Annotated in this window: 11 protein-coding genes; 6 read left to right on the top strand and 5 right to left on the bottom strand. The window is 51.6% G+C overall.

Annotated features, from left to right (window positions below):
* Positions 1 to 42: 42 nt before the first annotated feature.
* The 5 genes from ACY0JR_RS14185 to ACY0JR_RS14165 all read right to left on the bottom strand — a co-directional run bounded on the left by ACY0JR_RS14185 (position 43) and on the right by ACY0JR_RS14165 (position 6,043).
* Entirely contained in the window at positions 43 to 315 is a 273-nt protein-coding gene (locus ACY0JR_RS14185) for a (2Fe-2S) ferredoxin domain-containing protein (RefSeq protein ID WP_462634761.1), read from the bottom strand.
* Positions 316 to 475: 160 nt separating this feature from the next.
* Positions 476 to 1,036 (bottom strand): hypothetical protein, encoded by a 561-nt coding sequence (locus tag ACY0JR_RS14180; protein ID WP_462634760.1) that lies wholly within the window; start codon positions 1,034 to 1,036, stop codon positions 476 to 478.
* 463 nt (positions 1,037 to 1,499) lie between these two features.
* Positions 1,500 to 1,799: a hypothetical protein gene (locus tag ACY0JR_RS14175; RefSeq protein ID WP_462634759.1), complete on the bottom strand. Its 300-nt coding sequence runs from the start codon at positions 1,797 to 1,799 to the stop codon at positions 1,500 to 1,502.
* 48 nt (positions 1,800 to 1,847) lie between these two features.
* Positions 1,848 to 5,330 carry a DUF7948 domain-containing protein gene (locus ACY0JR_RS14170; RefSeq protein ID WP_462634758.1) on the bottom strand — a complete coding sequence of 1,161 codons (3,483 nt, stop codon included), beginning with the start codon at positions 5,328 to 5,330 and terminating at the stop codon, positions 1,848 to 1,850.
* Positions 5,331 to 5,497: 167 nt separating this feature from the next.
* Positions 5,498 to 6,043 (bottom strand): YfiT family bacillithiol transferase, encoded by a 546-nt coding sequence (locus ACY0JR_RS14165; protein WP_462634757.1) that lies wholly within the window; start codon positions 6,041 to 6,043, stop codon positions 5,498 to 5,500.
* A 332-nt stretch (positions 6,044 to 6,375) separates the two neighbouring features.
* Here ACY0JR_RS14165 and mutM point away from each other — a divergent pair, with 332 nt between their 5' ends.
* From mutM to ACY0JR_RS14135, 6 genes are all read left to right on the top strand, one after another.
* Positions 6,376 to 7,191 carry a DNA-formamidopyrimidine glycosylase gene (mutM, locus tag ACY0JR_RS14160; protein ID WP_462634756.1) on the top strand — a complete coding sequence of 272 codons (816 nt, stop codon included), beginning with the start codon at positions 6,376 to 6,378 and terminating at the stop codon, positions 7,189 to 7,191.
* 217 nt (positions 7,192 to 7,408) lie between these two features.
* The gene (locus ACY0JR_RS14155; RefSeq protein WP_462634754.1) at positions 7,409 to 7,774 is read left to right on the top strand and encodes a hypothetical protein; all 366 of its coding nucleotides are present in this window, start codon (positions 7,409 to 7,411) and stop codon (positions 7,772 to 7,774) included.
* A gap of 100 nt (positions 7,775 to 7,874) precedes the next feature.
* Complete coding sequence (locus ACY0JR_RS14150; protein ID WP_462634753.1) at positions 7,875 to 8,360, top strand: hypothetical protein; 486 nt, start codon at positions 7,875 to 7,877, stop codon at positions 8,358 to 8,360.
* A 538-nt stretch (positions 8,361 to 8,898) separates the two neighbouring features.
* On the top strand, positions 8,899 to 12,255 hold the full coding sequence (gene mfd / locus ACY0JR_RS14145) for a transcription-repair coupling factor (protein WP_462634752.1): 3,357 nt from the start codon (positions 8,899 to 8,901) through the stop codon (positions 12,253 to 12,255).
* A 125-nt stretch (positions 12,256 to 12,380) separates the two neighbouring features.
* Positions 12,381 to 15,488, top strand: a complete 3,108-nt coding sequence (locus ACY0JR_RS14140; protein ID WP_462634751.1) for a PAS domain-containing protein — start codon at positions 12,381 to 12,383, stop codon at positions 15,486 to 15,488.
* 25 nt (positions 15,489 to 15,513) lie between these two features.
* Positions 15,514 to 15,918, top strand: a complete 405-nt coding sequence (locus tag ACY0JR_RS14135) for a response regulator (protein WP_462634750.1) — start codon at positions 15,514 to 15,516, stop codon at positions 15,916 to 15,918.
* Positions 15,919 to 16,520 lie beyond the last annotated feature (602 nt).

Here is a 16,520-nt window from a genome sequence, read left to right as displayed (position 1 = left end):
GTAAAAAGACAAACCCTCAGGCCCGTAAGCGTGAGGGGTTTCTTATTTTCCCAGTACCTGTTCTCTGAAAACTTGCAGTACTTCGGTCTCAGTCATGTCATGCAACCAGATGTTCTGGGGTTGTATGCTAAAGATGGGGCCATGTTTGCAGCGATCCGTACAGTCGGTTTTGATGATCTCCACTTCATCTTTCAGGCCCGCCATCTTTAGTTGGTCCCGCATTATCTTCCTGATTTCCTTGCCGCCGCGTTTCTGGCACTTGCCGCTACCGCAGGCATAAATCACCTGGCGGGGGTTAGTTGGGTATTTGCTCATAATCTGCCTTAATGCTCACGCTTTGTTGTACGGACAAATTCTATAATAGCTGCCTTGCTTACAGGAGAACTTACCACGGCACATCACTAAAGTTCCCCGCCTGTTTAGAAGCTCATTTCTGGAAAACAGCGCTGGAACGAAACCGAAGTTTCAGAAACAGCTATTCTTCGTAGGCATGCTGTTGGCGACGGGCTTTGAAAATCTGCCAGATGTACAGCAAGATACCCAACGCTAAGGAGGCGTAGATGGCATAGGTGAGAACACCATTGTTTTCCTTGGCTACAATGTCCTTTCCTGTAAAAAAGGAGATGTTCTTAGAAGGGGCAGTTAGTCCGTAGAGTCTCCGTACGCCGCCGTTTTCCAGTACGTCTTCCCGGTCACTGTATTCAATGCGAAGGCGGTCGCCGGGTTTGATGGCGGCTCTGAACGCGGCGGTGTCAAAGGTGGCTTCCTCCCGGCTGGAGAGTTCAAAGCGTTCGGCAAATTCTTTGAGCCAGATGCCGTAATCCTTCTCCCCTTCGGGCGTTTTCTTGAAAGAGTAATTGATAAAGGTTCCTTCCTTCACCACCAGATCTTGTGCCTGCTTTACCTCCTGCGTCAGGTTTTTGTAAATGAGGAGGCCCAGGCCCAGCACAATCAAAAGAATGGCGGGCATAAACTGGCCTGAGATGGGCAGCGGGAAAGTAGGAACGCCTAAGGTGCGTCTACCGCGTCTTGACATAGTATGCTTAGTATTAAATTAAGTCTAAAAGTATAAAACTAAGCTGGGATTAGAAGAGTTCGTTTTGCAAGACGGTAGTTAGGCCCAGGAAAGACTTGTCCTGTGAGGATAGCCTTTCCCGGGTTTTAAGGCCAAAATCCAGAAAAGGGCTAGAAAACCTTTCCTAGAAGGCAACATCTCGTAGCCGGCCTTCTTTAATGCTATATGTTTTAGAGGAGCGAGCATCATATACCTCCATCTCAAAATTGGCCGAGAAACGTCTTTTCTCAATGTCAAAATGGGTGATGGTGAAAATCCCGGTATGAACTGGGCCGGTAGAGAAAATGCCCGCAGAGTTGGCCGGATGGCGCCCTAAGAATTGAAGCGCCGCGTTGTTTCCTGCGCCATTGCCGGGAGTATTGTCCAGATTGTAGTACAGCTTTGACTGCTGATTGATAAGAAAGCTTCCGGGGGCGCGTACTTCTTATATTTCCAGGTGAATGGACTTGATGCTGTCATTGCAGCTGTCAGTACCTCTGATGTTCAGTTGGCCGGTGTTGGCGTCATAGGTCACCTCCAGGTTATTTTTGGGCAGGGTGGGTACGGGAATTTTCCCTTCCAGATTGGAACAGGCGGTAAAATCGCGTCCGTTCACTTTCGCCGTCATGGCAGGGTCTTCCATGAATTCATCACCACAACTGGAAAAAGCAACCAGAGAACAAAAAAAGAAGAGCGTATAGATAAAGCGCATAGACATGTAGCCAAAGGTAGAAGTCTGTTGCATGACAAGAGGAAGAATAAATACCCCTACGTTACTGGATAATTAAAAAGGTCATCTCAGAATCTCTACCCAGCCTTTGGCGCTGTTGCCCTCCGTGTCTTTTAAGATGTAGAAATACGAGCCTTCAGAAAGATTGCCGCCATTCCATTTCTGGTTGTAGATTTTCTCTTGGTGCACTTGTTTGCCCCACAGGTTAAACACGGTCAGTTCCGTAGGAAAACAGCTGAAATGCTGCACGAAGGTTTCGTTTTTGTCATCGCCGTTAGGCGTGAAGATATTGGGGATAAACGGCGGGGCCACTACCACCGTTGCTACGTCTATGGTTTCCTGGCAGCCGTTGCCGTACGTAGCCACCAGCGTAACCTTGTAAGCGCCCGGAGTTTTGTACAGGTGCCTGGGGGTTGGCTCATCAGACTCAGTACCATCCCCGAAGTGCCAGGTGAAGCCCGTGGCATTGGTAGTTCCGTTAGAGAAAGCCGCGTTGAATGGGGCATAGCCTGAAATGTCTGGATTGTCCTGGCAGGCATTGGTCAACTGCGCCGCCATGGTAGGTTGAGGGGGCACATTGATCAGCCTGGAATCAGAAATTACGCAAGGATCTGTAATGAAATAGGAAACCTTGATTTCTCCTGAGAAACCGGCCGGAGGCGTAAATAGGCCCGTGGCCGAAACCCCGTTGCCGCTCCAGGTGCCGCCGGGTACGTTCGCGCGTAACTGAAACGGCGTGAGGTTGCCGGGGCACAGGACGGTGTCTGGGCCAATCTCCACTACCGGCAGAAAAACCTCTATGGTTTGGGTGACAGCCCCGCAGAAGCCGTTGGTCCCATCGCTCTTGTACGTAATCACGTGCTTGCCCACGCCTGCTACCGAAGGTGTGAAAGTAGAGCCGGTAACTCCTTTGCCAGAGAAAACACCCCCGGCCGGGAAACCGGTTAACTGTACCGGCACCGTGGAACTAGAGCAGTACCTGGGCTCCGGAACCGAAAGGGTGTGCGGCGTGGGCGGTGTCACGTTCATGACCATGGTGTTGGCAATAGAGCAAGCTCCGGTTCCGGTCACAGTATACGTGAGGGTACGCTGCCCAATTAAGGCAGTGGTGGGCGTGAACCGGTAGATGCCATTGGTGGAAGAAACACCATCACCGGTCCAGACGCCGCCAGCGGGCGTGCCCTTGAGAACCAGTGAAAGGGCTTCCACGCATATATCCTGGTCGGGGCCGGCATCGGCGCGCAGTTCCTCCGCGAAGTCAAATTTAAAGGAGGCGTTGTTGCAGTTCAGGCTGTTGTTGTTTTTAGAGTAGAAGTTAGCGCCAGGCGGCATGGGGAAGTTGGAGCGGCCCTGACAGCCACCACACACGGCCTGGTACACGTAGCCTTTTTTGTCGAAGCGGCTGGTGCCGCCGTCTACGTGTTCAAAGCTGCCACCACCAAGAGACTGATTGCCCCCGTAAAAAGTGGCGTAGAGCAGTTGTTTGGCATCGGTGCCTAATTGCATGAGGTAGAAGTCGCCACCGTCAGTGGTGGTTTGCGCAGCACCGGAAGTAGTAGGGAGGCCGGTGGTGACCCCGTTTCCGTATGCTCCGCCGTTGTTGGTGCCGCCCCAGCCGGCTACGTAGATCCGCTGGCAGTCGTCTACCAGAAAAGCGGTAGGCGAAATATCAATGGTGTTGCGGCCCGCCCCAAACACGGTAGACCAGGCGGTGGTAGAAAGGTCGTTGCTTAGTTTATGCAGGAACTGCCGTCCGTTGCTGTTGCGGTACGTGCCATTGGTCACCGGATAGTTACCTAGGCTTTGGCCAAACAAATACACGTTGTTGGTGGCATCTAGCTGTAGAAAATACGTCTGATCATACGCCTGGGTGCCCAGGAAAGTAGCCGCCATGATAGAAGTACCCGCCGTGTTAATTTTTAGCACAAAGCCATCTGTATTCCCCGCCGAGGCTGGTTTCAGCCCATTGGCCGTGCCGGGCAGGGTTGTGCTGGTAGTACCGCCGCAGACGTACACCTGCCGCTTCTGGTCTAGCTGTATGGAGTAAGCCGCATCCATGCCGGTGCCCCCGTAAAAGCTGGACCATACCACCTGGCTTAAATCTGGCGAAAGCTTGCTCACCACCGCGTCATGCGTGCCGCCGTGCATCTGAGACCGGAAGCCGTTTTGCGCCGGAAAGTCTGCGGAAGAGGTGTTGGAAGCAATGTACACGTTCCCGTCTGGGTCTGTGATGATGTCGCCGCGGTATTGGTCGCCGTAGTTCTGGACCAGCGTGGGCGTGGTGGTAAGCCGGGGCAAGAGCCCGTCGTTCTGGCTGCCACCCAGAAAGGTAGAAGCCAACAACTGGCTACCGTTGCTGCTAAGCCGGGTAATGACCAGGTCGGCACCTCTGAGATAGGCCGGGTTTCCGCCCGCACCCAAAGGAGCAATGGCAGGGCCTCCCTTGAAAGTTCGGCTTAACGCGGTCTGGGAAGTGGGATAATCTGCCGAACTGGTAGTGCCCAGCACCAAAAGTTCATCAGCGGCATTCACCACCAGGCTATGAGGAGTCTCAGTGTCACTGCCCCCCAGGTAAGTGGCATACAGCCTGGCCGCCGCGCCGCTCACCTTGGTGTTGTATTTGATAATGGCGATGTCCCAGAACCCATTGAAGTCTGTGTTAAAAGCGCCTACGGTGGTAGGATATCCAATGCTGGAAGCAATGCCACCGGAGTACATGTTGCCCTGGCTGTCATAGGTTGCGGTATAACCCCAGTTGTCAGCCGAAGAACCCGTAAACGAAGAGAATTCCACCACGGGGTCAATCACCAGCGGATATTGGGGGTTGTAGCCTTCGGGAAACTGAAAGGAAAGGCTCTGGCCGCTGAGTTGGTACTGGCAGGCAACCGCTACCCGTTGGTTCTGCACCAGTTGGTAGGCCACCGGCCGGTGTTCTACCACGTCTCCCACCGAGGTTTCCAGACGCAGATTTCCTTCCTGCAGTGACAGGCGGGTAAGGCCTTTGTAAGTGAGTTTGATTTGTTCCGTTGACGTGCCCGGCGCCACATGCAGGTCGTATTTCAGTTTTCCGCCTTGTTCATAGAGTGCCAGGTCTACCCCCTGGTAGAGGCTTTGGTAACGCACCTGCCGGAAACCTCTTGCCCCGGTACCCCACTTCTTAGGGTCTTTGCCCAAGTAGTAATTGCGGGTGCCTGCCGTGGCTTCCTGCGGCTGCAGGGCGGGCGCAGGATTGGCATTCTCAAACGTGACCGAATAGGCATGATTTCTGACAAGGGAAGAAGGACCAACCGTGCGCTGGCTAGGAGAACTGTTCTCCTGGGAATGTCCGTGGTCTTGGCTGGTACTTACCGGTTCCCGGAGCGCATACACAAACCCGGTGGGCTGCAGAAACAGTTTACCGCCCGGTACATCTGCGGCGAAGGTTACCTGGGCAGGCCATTGTCCCTTGTTTTCCACGAACTCCAGGGAGCGGTTATCCTCTAAGTTGGTGCGGGAAACGACCGCCTTTACTGGTGCGGGCACCGCTACTGGCGCAGGTGTTTCCATAAAGAATGAAAACAAGGTCCAGAAGGCCGAGATAATAAAAGCTGGGACAGGCAGATACATCGTCAGAATCAGATAGTTCTGACTAAATAAACAAAATTTTTCTTAGATTTCTACTGTCTTGTGCCCCTTGTTTTAAGGCCTGTTTCAGAAATAAAGGCCTGAAACAATTACCACCCCATTCTCTCCCGCAAAGATAGAATATGCCCTACGTGATGCTCGCCGTGCCACGCGTACAAACCTGCCGCCTGAAACAAATACGTTTCGCCGCTTTGGGGGTGAAAGTACGTGCGGTGCCACTCTTCCATGCAGAGCGAGCGCAGCAAAATAACCCACCGGTGGTGCAAAGACTCCAGAAGCTGCAAAGACAACGCCGGGTCTGCCCAGCGGGCATCCTGCAGGTACGCCCAGGAAGACTCCTCGTACGGTTTAATCACGGGGTGGTCCTCGGTTAAGGCCAGCCGGAAGCGAGTGTAGGTATTGATATGGCTATCGGCCAGGTGGTGCACTACCTGGCGCAGGGACCATCCGCCGGGGCGATAGGCGGTGTCCAGTTGTTCGTCTGACAAATCCTTCACAGCCGCCCGCAGGTTGGCCGGAAGCGATTCAATAGCCTTCAAGGATTGTTTCACGAAGGCTGACCGGTACAAAGGCGGAGCTTCATACCTGCCTACCGGAAAGCGTAATAATTCCAGTGGTATAGTGGTTGTTTCCATACAAAGTAGGTACAGGTCTACACAAGTTTAACGAAATAGAACTTTCTTAGCTGCGTTTTTCGCCTGTATTTTTAAATTTAGGATAAAACGTATGCCTTGGGCTTACTCAACAGAGCGCACTCGCCCGCCGTTTTCTTACAAGTTTGAACGCACAAAGTGGTTTCATTCCTGATTCTCTTGGGAAAGAACGCCGCTGGTTTCTGACTCCTTTTCAGGAAACAACGGCGCCGCAAGTTTTGCCCGTAACCATGTGCCCCCTCTGCCTGTTGAAGGAAAGATGCTGTTTATAAGTCAATTTCCTGAAAACAGCCCTACAACGAGCCCCTTTTGCTATGCCAGAATTACCCGAGGTAGAAACGTACCGCCGTTTCATAGACGAAACCAGCCTGTACCTGCCCATCTCCGAGATAGAAGTGCAAGATCCCAAGCGCCAACTGCAGGTAGACCTAGACGATTTCAGGAAGGCCTTGCTGGGCAACCAGTTCACGGGTACTAACCGCCTAGGAAAGCAGCTTTTTCTGCTCACCGCCAACGGCCCCGTGGTGACCATGCACTTCGGGATGACCGGCGATGTGGCCTTTTACCACGACGAGGCCGATACGCCGCGCTTCGTCCGCGCCATTTTCCACTTCCAGAACGGGTTCAGGTTTGCGTTCATTGACTCGCGCAAGTTTGGCAGGATTGGCCTTACGCCTAGTGTAGAGGCGTTCCGGCAACAGAAAAAACTAGGGCCAGATGCGCTCACGCTCTCCACCGAAGAACTCACCCAAGGCTTGGCCAACAAAAAGTCGGCCATTAAACCGCTCCTGCTGGACCAGCGCATTGCGCCCGGCGTAGGGAACTGGATTGCCGATGAGGTGCTGTTCCAGGCCCAGTTGGAACCAGAGCGCCCTGCCCAGTCGCTCCTACCCGCCGAGGTTGACCGGCTGGCCTCCTCCATCAGAGAAGTGCTGGAAACCGCCATTGCCGCCGAAGCCATTTACCGCGACTTCCCCTCGCATTACCTCATTCACGCCCGCGAATGGGATGAAGCGCCCACCGCCTCGGCCACAGATGCGCACTTGCATTGCCCCCGCTGCCAGACGCTCATCCAGAAGAAGTACGTGGGCGGCCGCGCCACCTATTTCTGCCCCGTTTGCCAAAAATGAGGCCAAAACAGGAACGGGAAACAGTGTAGGCGTTTGCCTGGTTTCTTCGTTGTATTCTTATTTTTAAATATAGTATATTCGGTAGTCCAGTTACGGTTATCTGTCAAAATCAATGATAAACCGTATGTTTAGGGATAGACATAGGTCTGATAAGCGTAGGAGGTACGTTTATCCGATAGTTAGCCACAATTTAAATTATAGAATTTCAAGTAGTTAAATGAAAAAGGTTTTAGTAGCGATACCAATAATTCTAATAATAGCATGGATTATCTATTTAAACCTTCCATTTAATATAACGCGGTCAGCCGACATAGAATTTGGAAACAAACTTGTAGGCAGAATTGAGGAATACCGAAAGAAGAACAACAAGCTACCTGAAACAGATAATTGGGAAACTCTTGAGAGACTTGGGTTCAAAATTGAAATGTTAGGAACTAAACCAGCCTATGAAAAAATCAATAAAAACGAATATGAACTCATATATCTCGAAGGATTCGACGGACCTTACTTGCTTTACAATTCCCAAACAGATAAATGGAAAGTTGATTTTCCAGCAATTCCTGATAAACTAAAGGAAAAATAAAAGAAAAACAGTGGCTAACCACGTGTAAACGTCAGCCACGGCCGACGGCCTCGCCGTCGTTTACACAAGTACGTTATAGAGCATTTTAGAAAATCTTAAAATGAAAAATCTCAAGCATTTCGTATTCATCTCTATGTGTTTAACCCTCCTGAATTCTTGCTCAGAAGATGAAGAAATTCAGTCTTGTAACAAAACTGAAATTGTCTCGATGAAAATCAATGGCGAAAAAAGGCAATTTGAAGTTGTTGGACGTGGAATCAACTTTAACAATGCCGGTTCAGGACACACCTTGGAACTGAACTTATTTAGTGGCGTACTTTCTCCTCAACAGGACTCTTATGGTATAATTTTAAAACTGCCTTATGAGCGAACCGGTAATAATATAATAAGTGACATCACGTACTTGCGAGTACAAAACGCAGCTTCCATTGGGGGTGGCTTTGTTCAGGAAAAATTGCAAAGTAATGTTAGAGTGAACACAAATACTTGTATTAGCGCTACATTTTCGGGGAGCACCATAATTAATGGAAACGAAATAAGTATAACTGAAGGAACAATCAATCATAACTATGATACTCCTTTCTAAAACCACTACGGTATTAGTACAAACATACTTGACAATGCACCTACAGGAGATGGAGATTTAAGTATTGTAAGGATTTAATAGGCAAAAAGGCAAACTAAAAAATAACCCCTACCAACATAGTCTAAACGGCACCATCGACCTACCGCCTCGCCGCTGCTTACACTAACCGTTAAACAAGAAATAAGTCATTTATTGATGATAGAACTGGCGGTTTCTACCAGTCTTTACAGCCAAGACAAAGGCAGCTTGTCGTCTCTGTCAAAGCACTGGCAAGATTCTAATACAGAGATTCTGGCCTGAATTTAAAACTGGCATCTCGCTGCTATTCCACTAGCCATTTTCGCCTTCGTTCAGCTAAAACAGCCCCAAAACAGATTTCCCACCCATCTTCTTCAGAATAGCACATCAGCACATTGAAGAATCAGCACATTCAACTATTCTCTCAATGAATCAGGCAACTAACCCGTGCGTAGGTTCGTTTCCAGTAACCGGCAAGAATGGCTAGCTTTGCCCCTGTTTTTCTAGAAAAGATGTACCCTTGAAAGCAACTCAATTTTTGGACCTGTACCGGCAAGACCCCGTGGTGCAAACCGTGGCCCAACGCCTGCAGGCTCCTGAACGGCAACATATACAACTAAAAGGCTTGGTGGGGAGCTTAGATGCCGTGGTGGCGTCTGCCCTGCAAACCATGCAACCCGGCACGCACCTATTCATTTTGCATGACCGCGAAGAAGCCGCTTACTTTTACAGCGACCTTTCCAACCTGTTGGAAGAAGGCCAAGAAGTGCTCCTTTTCCCCAGTTCCTACAAGCGCGCCTACCAGTTTGACCACACTGAGAACGCCAACATTCTGCTGCGCGCCGAAGTCCTGAACCGCCTGAACAACCGCGCCGGGGCGGGTGCCATGATTGTGACCTACCCCGAGGCCCTCACCGAGAAAGTCATCAACAAAAAGTCTTTGGTGGCCAATACGCTAGGCGCGAAGGTGGGCGAGAAACTGGACGTAAATTTCCTCACGGAGATGCTGGCCAGCTATGACTTTGAACGCACCGATTTCGTGTACGAAGCCGGGCAGTTCGCCGTGCGCGGGGGCATCGTAGACGTGTTCTCCTATGCCAATGAACTGCCCTTCCGTCTGGAGATGTTCGGCGATGAGATTGAAAGCATCAGAACGTTTGATCCCAACACGCAGCTCAGCGTAGAGCAGAAAAAACAGATTTCCATCATACCCAACGTGCAGACCAAACTGCTGCAGGAAACCCGCGAATCGTTTCTGGACTTTATTCCCGAAAACAGCACGATTTGGGTCAAAGATTACCGCCACTCCGTGGAAGTAGTCACAGAATCGTATGAGAAGGCCGAGCAATCGTTTCAGGAGATGCTGGAGCACAGCGCGGGCGTGCAGATTGTCTCTAACCCCGAGGACTTGTTCGAATCAGGCAAGTCTTTCAAAAAGGCCCTGGAAACGTTCACGCTCATTGAATTCGGGAAACGGTTCAACTTTAGAAACGCCGAGGTGGTGCAGTTCCAGGCGCATCCGCAACCTTCGTTCAACAAAGATTTTCAGCGGCTGGTAGCCAACCTGCATGAAAACCAGAGCAACGGGTACGTGAACGTGATTGCCGCTGAATCGCCCCGCCAGGCAGACCGGCTCACCACCATCTTTGACGAACTGGACCAGGACGTGCGCTTCCACCATTTGATGCTCGCGCTGCGCGAAGGGTTTGTAGACGATCTGGTAAAACTGGTGTGCTACACAGACCACCAACTGTTTGAGCGTTTCTACAAGCACAAAACCCGCGAAGGTTACTCAAAATCAAAAGCGCTTACCCTCAAAGAGCTCCGCATGCTCAAACCCGGCGACTATGTCACGCACATGGACTACGGCATTGGGCGGTTCGCGGGGCTGGAGAAAGTAGAAGTAGGCGGCCGCTTGCAGGAAGCGATCAGATTAGTGTACCGCGATGATGATTTGCTGTACGTGAGCATTCACTCGCTGCACAAAATCTCCAAATACACCGGCAAGGAAGGCACCCCACCCACCATGAGCAAACTGGGCTCTCCGGAATGGGAAAACAAGAAAAAGAAAGTCAAAAGCAAAGTCAAAGACATTGCCGCCGAGCTCATTTCTTTGTACGCCAAACGCAAAAAAGCGCCCGGTTACGCCTACTCCCGTGACGGTTTCCTGCAGGCCGAGTTGGAGTCCTCGTTCATCTACGAAGACACCCCAGACCAGGGCAAGGCCACCGAAGACATCAAGAATGACATGGAGCAGCCGCACCCCATGGACCGGCTGGTCTGCGGAGACGTGGGCTTCGGGAAGACCGAGGTGGCGATACGCGCGGCGTTCAAAGCGGCCTGTGACGGCAAGCAGGTGGCCGTGTTGGTGCCTACTACCATCCTAGCCATGCAGCACTACAAAACGTTCCGGGACCGGTTAGAAGCCTTCCCGGTGAACGTAGAGTACATCAACCGTTTTAAGACCACCAAGCAGATAAAAGAAACCCTGGCCCGCGTGGCCGAAGGCAAGACCGATATTCTCATCGGTACGCACCGCCTCGCCAGCAAAGACGTCAAGTTCAAAAATCTGGGCTTGCTGGTGATTGACGAGGAACAGAAATTCGGGGTAAAAACGAAGGATAGACTGAAGGAAATTAAGGTGAACGTAGACACGCTCACGCTCACCGCCACCCCCATTCCGCGCACACTGCACTTCTCTTTGATGGGAGCCCGTGACCTTTCGGTGATTGCCACGCCGCCGCCCAACCGTCAGCCAGTCCAGACCGAGTTACACGTGTTTGATGACACGCTCATCAGAGACGCCGTGGCGTATGAACTCAAGCGCAAAGGCCAGGTCTTCTTCGTGCACAACCGCATCTCAGACATAGAGGAAATGGCTAACCTCATCCTGAAACTGGTACCCGATGCCAAAGTCACCTACGCCCACGGCCAGATGGACCCCGAGGAATTGGAGAAACGGATGATGCGCTTCGTGGAAGGCCATTATGACGTGCTGGTGAGTACCAACATCATTGAAAGCGGGCTGGACATTCCTAACGCCAACACCATCATCATCAACCGCGCGCACATGTTCGGGCTGAGTGACCTGCACCAGATGCGCGGGCGCGTGGGCCGTTCCAACAAGAAAGCCTACTGCTACCTGTTAACGCCGCCGGTGTCTGGTTTGCCTTCTGATGCCCGCAAGCGCCTGAGCACCCTGGAGGAATTCTCTGACCTTGGCGAAGGGTTCAAGATTGCCATGCGTGACCTGGACATTCGCGGAGCGGGGAACATGCTGGGTGGCGAGCAGAGCGGTTTCATCAATGACTTGGGCTTTGAGGCCTACCATCAGATCTTAGACGAGGCCGTGCAGGAATTGAAGGAAACCGAGTTCCGTGACCTGTTCTTCAAAGATCTGGAAGCCGATAAACTGTTGGAACCGGTGAGGGAATGTTCGGTGGAAACCGACCTGGAAATCCTTATCCCAGACTCGTACATCAGCAACATCTCTGAACGTCTGCAGATGTACAGCAAGCTAGACCGCGTCAAAGATCTGGAGAGCCTGGAGAAACTGGTAGAAGGCATGGTAGACCGTTTCGGGCCGATGCCCGCTGAAGTACAGCAACTGGTGAACATTGTGAAAATGCGCTGGGAAGCCTGCCACCTGGGTTTTGAGAAGCTCACGCTCAAGAAAGACACCCTGAAGGGTTACATTCCCAGCAACAACAATGAGGCGTTTTTCCAGTCAGAAACTTTCAGTAGAATCTTGAAATTCGTACAGCAGCATCCGCGCCGTTCGCGGCTCAAAGAAGCCAAAGACAAACTGATTGTAACGGTAGAAGATGTCTCCACGCTGGAACAGGCCAAGGGCATTTTTGAGGAAATGCAAGCATAATTCCATTTCGGGGCCGTTTTACAGAAAACGGCCCCGAAACAATTTCATACCGGTATTGCTTTGCATACCATAGGCCCCAGGGAAATACCTGAAAGGTCTACCCCAATATAAGTAGCTTTATTGCCATGACTTCCTCCTCCACGTCCACCCCTTCCCTTGATCTGAGGCTGGTGATTCAATCATTGCCGGGCTTGTACCTCATTCTGTCACCTGAGTTCACCATTCTGGAGGCTACCCAGGCATACCTGGAGGCTACGTTCAAAGACCGCTCCATCATTGGTAAGCACCTCTTTGATATCTTCCCAGACAATCCAGATTTGCCCGAAGCCGATGGTACCCTGAACCTACGGCAATCACTGGAATTCGCCAGAGACCACCAGGCAGCGCACCAGATGAGGCTGCAACGCTATGATGTTACCCGGCCCAGCGAGCTAGGCGGCGGTTTTGAGGAGAAGTATTGGCAGCCTTACAACAAACCCGTACTAAACGCCTCGGGCCAGGTCATGTACCTGCTCCACCATGTGGTAGACGTTACCCAGCAAGTAAAAAACCTGAAAGAAACCGAGAAACAGACCCATCAAGCCCAGGAAAACCTGGAGCGGTTTGAACTCATCGCCAAAACCACCAATGACGTCATCTGGGACTGGAACCTGGTCAATGATTCCATCTGGTGGAACGACGGTTTCAAAGTCACCTTCGGCTATAAAGAGGAAGAAATAGAACACGATGTAAATTCCTGGTACAGCCGTATTCACCCCAATGATACAGAGCGGGTGGTGCAGGGAATTCATGACGTAATTGACAACGGCGGAAGCGCCTGGCAAGATGAGTACCGCTTCAGGAAAGCAGACGGCACCTACGCCGACATACTAGACCGCGGCCACATTGCCCGTGACCCGCAAGGTAAACCTGTGCGCATGATTGGCGCCATGCTGGACCTCACCGAGAAAAACCGCTACGCCGCCGAGCTAAAAGCCAACGAGCAGCACGTGCGCGCGCTCATGGAAAGCATTCCTGAAATAGCCTGGGTGGCCCGCGCCGATGGCTACATTTACTACTACAACAAAGCCTGGTACCAGTACACCGGCAACACCGGCCCAGACGAGGGCTGGAACAAGGTGGTTCACCCGCAGGACCTGGATGCCACTATTGCGGTTTGGGCCCGCGCCCTGGAAACCGGCCAGGAATACGTGAACGAAGCCAGACTGAAACGCGCCTCAGACGGTAAATACCACTGGTTTACCATGCGCGCCACGCCCATGAAAGACCAGGACGGCACTATTACGGCCTGGATTGGGGTAGACACCAACATTCAGGAACAGAAAGACATCCAACAGAACCTGAAAGAGCGGGACGAATACGTGCAGCGCATGCTGGCCCAGTCGCCGGTGCATTTTGCCGTGCTTAAAGGGGCCGACTGGGTGGTGGACTTCGCCACGCCGCAGTTCAAGCAATTGGTGGGCGGCCGTGACACCGTAGGCAAACCTTTCCGCCAGGCCCTGCCAGAGCTACAAACCCAGGGCTTTTTTAACATCATTGAAAAAGTGTACGCCACCGGCGAATTGCACCTGGGCACCGAAACCCCTGCCTACTTAGACCGGGAAGGAAGCGGTGAATTGGAACTGGGGTATTTCAACTTCATGTACCAGCCGCTCTTTGACGAACACCAGACGGTAGAAGGCATCATTATTCTCATAGTGGAAGTGACCGAGCAGGTGAAGGTACAGAAAGAGGCCGCCAAGCTGGCGCAGGAGCTGCAAGTCTCGCATGAGCGCACCCTCCAAGTGCTGGATGCCCTGCCCCACATGACCTTCACGGCAAGAGCAGACGGGTACGTAGACTACTACAGCCAGCAATGGTATGACTACCTGGGCACCACGCAGGAAGAACTCACCGGCTGGGGTTGGGAATACTTCATTCACCCCGATGATCTACCTACCACTTATAACAAATGGAGTCAGTCCCTGGCTACCGGTGAGGTGTATATGGTGGAAAACCGCTGGCGTACCAAAGGCAGCGAAGAATACCGGTGGTTTCTGGTACGCGGAGTTCCCGTGCGCGATGAGGAAAGCAATATCAGCATGTGGGTAGGCTCGCATACAGACATCCAGGACCAGAAACAGATGCTGCTGGATCTGCAGGAAAGCACCCAGAACTTCCAGTTTTTGGCCGACAGCATGCCGCAATTAGTCTGGACCACAGACCAGCACGGCAACCATGAGTACTTCAACCAGAAATGGGTGGAATACACCGGGTATGATATAGAAGCCAGCCAGGGTCCCAGCGTCTGGACCACCCTGCTCCACCCAGAAGACAAAGACAGAGCCCTGGAACGGTGGCAACACTCCCTCACCACCGGGCTGCCGTATGAAATTGAGTACCGGTTCCAGCGGGCCGCAGACGGTGAATGGCGGTGGTTTCTAGGCCGGGCCCTGCCCCTGCGCGACCAGGAAGGAACCATTGTAAAATGGTTTGGCACCTGCACAGACATAGAAGACCAGAAACGCAATGAGGCCCTTATGGAGCAAGCCAACCGCGAGCTCCGCAGCATCAATGAAGACCTGGATAGCTTTGTCTATACCGCCTCCCATGACCTGAAGCTGCCCATCATCAACATGGCCAGCATCTTTCAGGAGCTTACCAAAGAAGCCACCTTCCATGATCCAGACGCTTCGCTCCTGATCAACATGTTCAACCGGTCCCTGAAGCAAATCAACGCCACCATTTCAGACTTGGCTGAGATTGTGAAGGTGCAGAAGGAGATTGACGCCCACCAGGAAGAGGTAGTCTTATCTGAACTGGTAGAAGAAGTGAAACTGAGTATTCAGGATTTGATCCAGAGTTCCGGGGCCAGCATTACCTGTGATTTCACGCAGGTGCCTCAGCTGGTTTACTCCCGCGTGAACCTGAAAAGTATACTCTACAACCTCATCAGCAATGCGGTGAAGTACCGTTCAGCAGAACGTACCCCCGTTGTGTACCTGCATACGTTTCACCAGCAGGAGTTCATTGTGCTCCAGATACAGGACAACGGCATGGGCATGGATCTGGAGAAACACGGCACCAAAATGTTCCAGATGTTCAAACGTTTCCATAACCACGTAGAAGGCTCTGGGTTAGGCCTGTACATTCTGAACCGGATTGTACAGAAAAACGGCGGCCGCATTGAGGTGGAAAGTCAACTAGACAAAGGCACCACGTTCACTATTTATTTAAAAAATAACATTCAGTAGTCTTAGTGCTTTCTATATTTGCCCTATGAAAAGGTTGAACCTGATTTTACTGGTAGACGACGACGACACCACCAATTTCTTAAACAAGCGTCTGCTCACCCGCATGGACATTGCAGACCAAATAGAAGTGGTCACCAACGGCGAAGAGGCCCTTAAGTTCCTCAACAACGCCATTGCCCAAGGGCAACCCCTGCCAGACCTCATGTTCCTGGATATTAAAATGCCGGTGATGGATGGCTTCGAGTTTCTGGACAAGTACCACCAATTACCCGAGGCGTACCAGAACTGCATTCTGGTCATGATGCTTACCTCTTCGGCCAGCTTCTATGACCTGGAGAAACTGAAGAAATACAACGCCGTGGAACAGCACATTTCCAAACCCCTGGAAGAAGCGCACGTGCGCGAAATATTGAACCAGCATTTCAGTTAAGAAATAATATCCTTTACGAAAGAGGGCGGCTTTGTGTAAAACAAGGCCGCCCTCTTTCGTTTTAACGCTTTCAGAAGTCAGAGGAGAACACTCTCGCAGAGCAAAGGAGCCTGTCTTTTTCGCCGCTATGGATTATTCTCACCAACACTTCTTATCAGTTCCGTTTGCTGCCCATTTTGAGAAGAGAGCCGATTAAGGATTGTTGGTGAGAACACCAATAGCGGCACTAAAGAAGTAGCGGGCTTTGCAAGAGAAAGGAATGCGTGTGACCGGCAGGTGTAAACATCTCCCTTCGCCCCCTTCAAAGGGTAGGGCCGTTAAGTTCTACATTGGAGGTTTAAACTGTGGTAAAGTCCATTGCCCTTCTTGCAGAGTTTGAGGCTAACGCCTCACTGATTTGCAAACTTCAGCTCATTTTAGGTCCAAGTTGAAAACTTGAACCATATCAATTTTTAGAACTTAACGGCCCTACCCTTCAAAGGGGGAGTCTCTGCTCTATCGTCCTTCTGCTACTTTCCCTTTCCAGTCTTCCCCGAGCGCGCCTCGCTTTTGGCCATAGACAGACAGAAGCTAAGAGAGACAAACAGTGCAGGCCGAAAGGG

The organism is Rufibacter sp. JT3400010 (genome assembly GCF_054956755.1).
Note: the sequence above shows the minus strand (reverse complement) of the source record. Positions and strands in the feature narration are given on the sequence as shown.